Genomic DNA, 2,722 nt, shown 5'->3' with positions numbered 1-2,722 from the left:
GACGGGCGCGGGACGGGCGCGCGGAGGGCTTGGGCAGGGTCCCGGACGGGCGCGGGACGGGCGCGGGAAGGGTCCCGGAAGTGGCTTGATCCTGGTGCTTAGACTTAGCCAAGCCTAACCAGCCTGCCGACTGTCCCACCGGGATGGCCCACCGGGCTGTCCCGACCGGGCTGTCCTACCGGACTGTTCCGACCGGGGCTGTCCCACGACGTGCTTCTGTTCGTCCCGCCCGTACCCGTCTTTGTCCGTCCTGCCCGTACCCGTTCTGATTGGTCCCGATGTCAGCCGCCGCCCCGCCGGTCCACAGCGTCAGACGTGCCCAGGTCGCCCGCCGTATCGGCTGGACGGCGGCTGCCGTCGCGGCCGTGCTGCTCGCGGTCCTGCTGAGCCTCGCCGTCGGCGCACGCGCCGTCCCTCCCTCCGCCGTCGTCGACGCGCTGCTGCGCAAGGGACACAGCGACGACGCCGAGGTCATCCGTCAACTGCGCGTACCGCGCACGCTGATCGGGCTGATGGTCGGCGCGGCGCTCGCGCTCGCCGGTACGGTCCTCCAGGGCATCACCCGCAATCCGATCGCCGACCCGGGCGTCCTCGGCATCAGCCAGGGCTCCTCCGTCGGTGTGGTGCTGGCCATCGCGTTCGCCGGAGTGCACACCCTCAGCGGCTATGTCTGGTACGCGTTCGCGGGCGCGGGTGTCGCCTCGGTGGCGGTGTACGCGATCGCCTCCAGCGGGCGCGGCGGCGCGACTCCCGTCAAACTCGCCCTGGGCGGCGCCGCGATCAACGCGCTGCTCGTGTCGGTGACGACGGCGGTACTGACCACGAGCGCGGCGACGCTGGACGAGTTCCGCTTCTGGCAGGTGGGCTCGATCGCGGGCCGGGACGCCGAAGTGGTGGCCCGGATCTGGCCGTTCCTGCTCGTCGGCACCGTGCTGGTGGTCTCCGTGGCACGCGGTCTCGACGCGCTCGCGCTCGGCGAGGACATGGCGAAGGGGCTGGGCCGGAACGTCGCGGCCGTACGGGTGCTGGGCGGCCTCGGCGCGACGGTGCTCACCGGCGTGGGTGTCGCGGCGGCGGGACCGATCGCCTTTGTCGGGCTGGCCGTTCCGCACCTCGCCCGCGCGGTCGTCGGGACCGACCACCGCTGGGTGCTTCCGATGGCCGCGCTGATCGGGCCCGTGATGCTGCTGGTCTCCGATGTGATCGGCCGGATCGTCTTCCCGCCGGGCGAGGTGCCCGCGGGAGTGATGACGGCGCTCCTCGGTGTGCCGTTCCTGGTCACGCTCGTACGCAGGAAGGCGGTGCCGGCGTGACGGCGGCGACCGTGAAGGACACCCGGGCCGCCGAAGCCCGGACCGGCGGCGCCCGGACCGGCGGGTTGCGGCCGGCGGGCCACACGCTGGTACGGGTCGGCCGCGCCACGTTCCTGCTGCACCGGCGCGCGGCCGTGGTGGCGCTCGCGCTCGCCGTCGGGCTGGCGGCCGTGTGCGTCGCGTATCTGAGCGTGGGCGAGAGCTTCGTACCGCCCTCCGAGGTGCTCAAGGTGCTCGGCGGGCAGCCGTCGGCGGACGAACTCGTCGTCGGCACACTGCGGCTGCCGCGCATGGCGACCGGGCTCTTCGTCGGGCTCGCGTTCGGTGTCGCGGGCGCGCTGATCCAGACCGTCGCCCGCAATCCGCTGGCCAGCCCCGACGTCATCGGCATCAGCCAGGGCGCGAGCGCGCTCACGGTCGGCGCGATGACCTTCGGTGTCAGCTCGTTCGCCGTGCTGCCGTATCTCTCCGCCGCCGGCGGGATCCTGGCGGCGGCGCTGGTGTACGTGTTCGCCTGGCGCGGCGGGCTGCACGCGACCAGGTTCGTGCTCATCGGGATCGGTTTCGCGATCGCGCTGCGCTCCGTCACCACGCTGTTCCTGACCAAGGGCGACTATCTGGTCGCCCAGCAGGCGCAGGTCTGGATGACCGGTTCACTCAACGGGCGCGGCTGGGACGAGGCCGCGCCGCTCGGGTGGCTGCTGCTGGCGCTGCTGCCCGCGATGCTGTGGGCGGCGTACGCGCAGCGCACGGTGTCGCTGGACGACGACACGGCCACCGCGCTGGGGGTACGGCTCGGCCGCGTCCGGCTGGGTCTCGTCCTGCTCGGTGTGGTGCTGGCGTCGGTCGCGACGGGCGCGGCGGGCCCGGTGGACTTCGTGGCGCTGCTGGCGCCGCAGATCGCCCGGCGGATGACCCGTACCGCGCAGATCCCTTTGCTGTGCTCGGCGTTGACGGGCGCGGTGATCGTCGTACTGGCCGACCTGCTGGCCCGGAAGCTCCTGTCGCCGACGGAGCTGCCCGTGGGCGTGCTGACGGCGGCGGTGGGCGCGCCGTATCTGATCTGGCTGATCGTCCGCAGCCGTGCCGTGGGCGCGGGTGCAAGAAAGTGACGGACCGCACGAGCAGGCTCACAGCCCGCCGGACCCCGCCCGGCCGAACAGGACCGCCTTGGCTCGGGGGCTCGGTCATGGGTGACGGCTGGCGCTTTTGCCGGCCTGTGCCCGGAGGGTGGGGTTGTTGGGTGCGGGTGCAGACCGAGGGGTAGTCGGGGTGGACCGGTAGGTTGTGTGTGGCGTGGGGGCCGCCCCTGAGGTTTCAGTTGTGGCGGTTTCGTGTCGGGCGTCAAGGGCGCTCCTTCGTCGCGTCGCTGCGCGATGACCTTCGGTCACCCTTGACTCCCGTCCCTC

Annotated in this window: 2 protein-coding genes; both read left to right on the top strand. The window is 72.7% G+C overall.

Annotated features, from left to right (window positions below):
- Positions 1 to 278: 278 nt before the first annotated feature.
- The gene (locus BFF77_RS31925) at positions 279 to 1,313 is read left to right on the top strand and encodes a FecCD family ABC transporter permease (protein WP_066957027.1); all 1,035 of its coding nucleotides are present in this window, start codon (positions 279 to 281) and stop codon (positions 1,311 to 1,313) included.
- Positions 1,314 to 1,324: 11 nt separating this feature from the next.
- A complete protein-coding gene (locus BFF77_RS31920) occupies positions 1,325 to 2,425 on the top strand; it encodes a FecCD family ABC transporter permease (protein ID WP_211280379.1) in 1,101 nt (366 codons plus the stop codon).
- Positions 2,426 to 2,722: the final 297 nt, after the last annotated feature.

This window comes from Streptomyces lushanensis (assembly GCF_001700515.1).
Lineage (GTDB): Bacteria > Actinomycetota > Actinomycetes > Streptomycetales > Streptomycetaceae > Streptomyces > Streptomyces lushanensis.
This window is presented reverse-complemented; position numbering and strand designations above follow the sequence as displayed.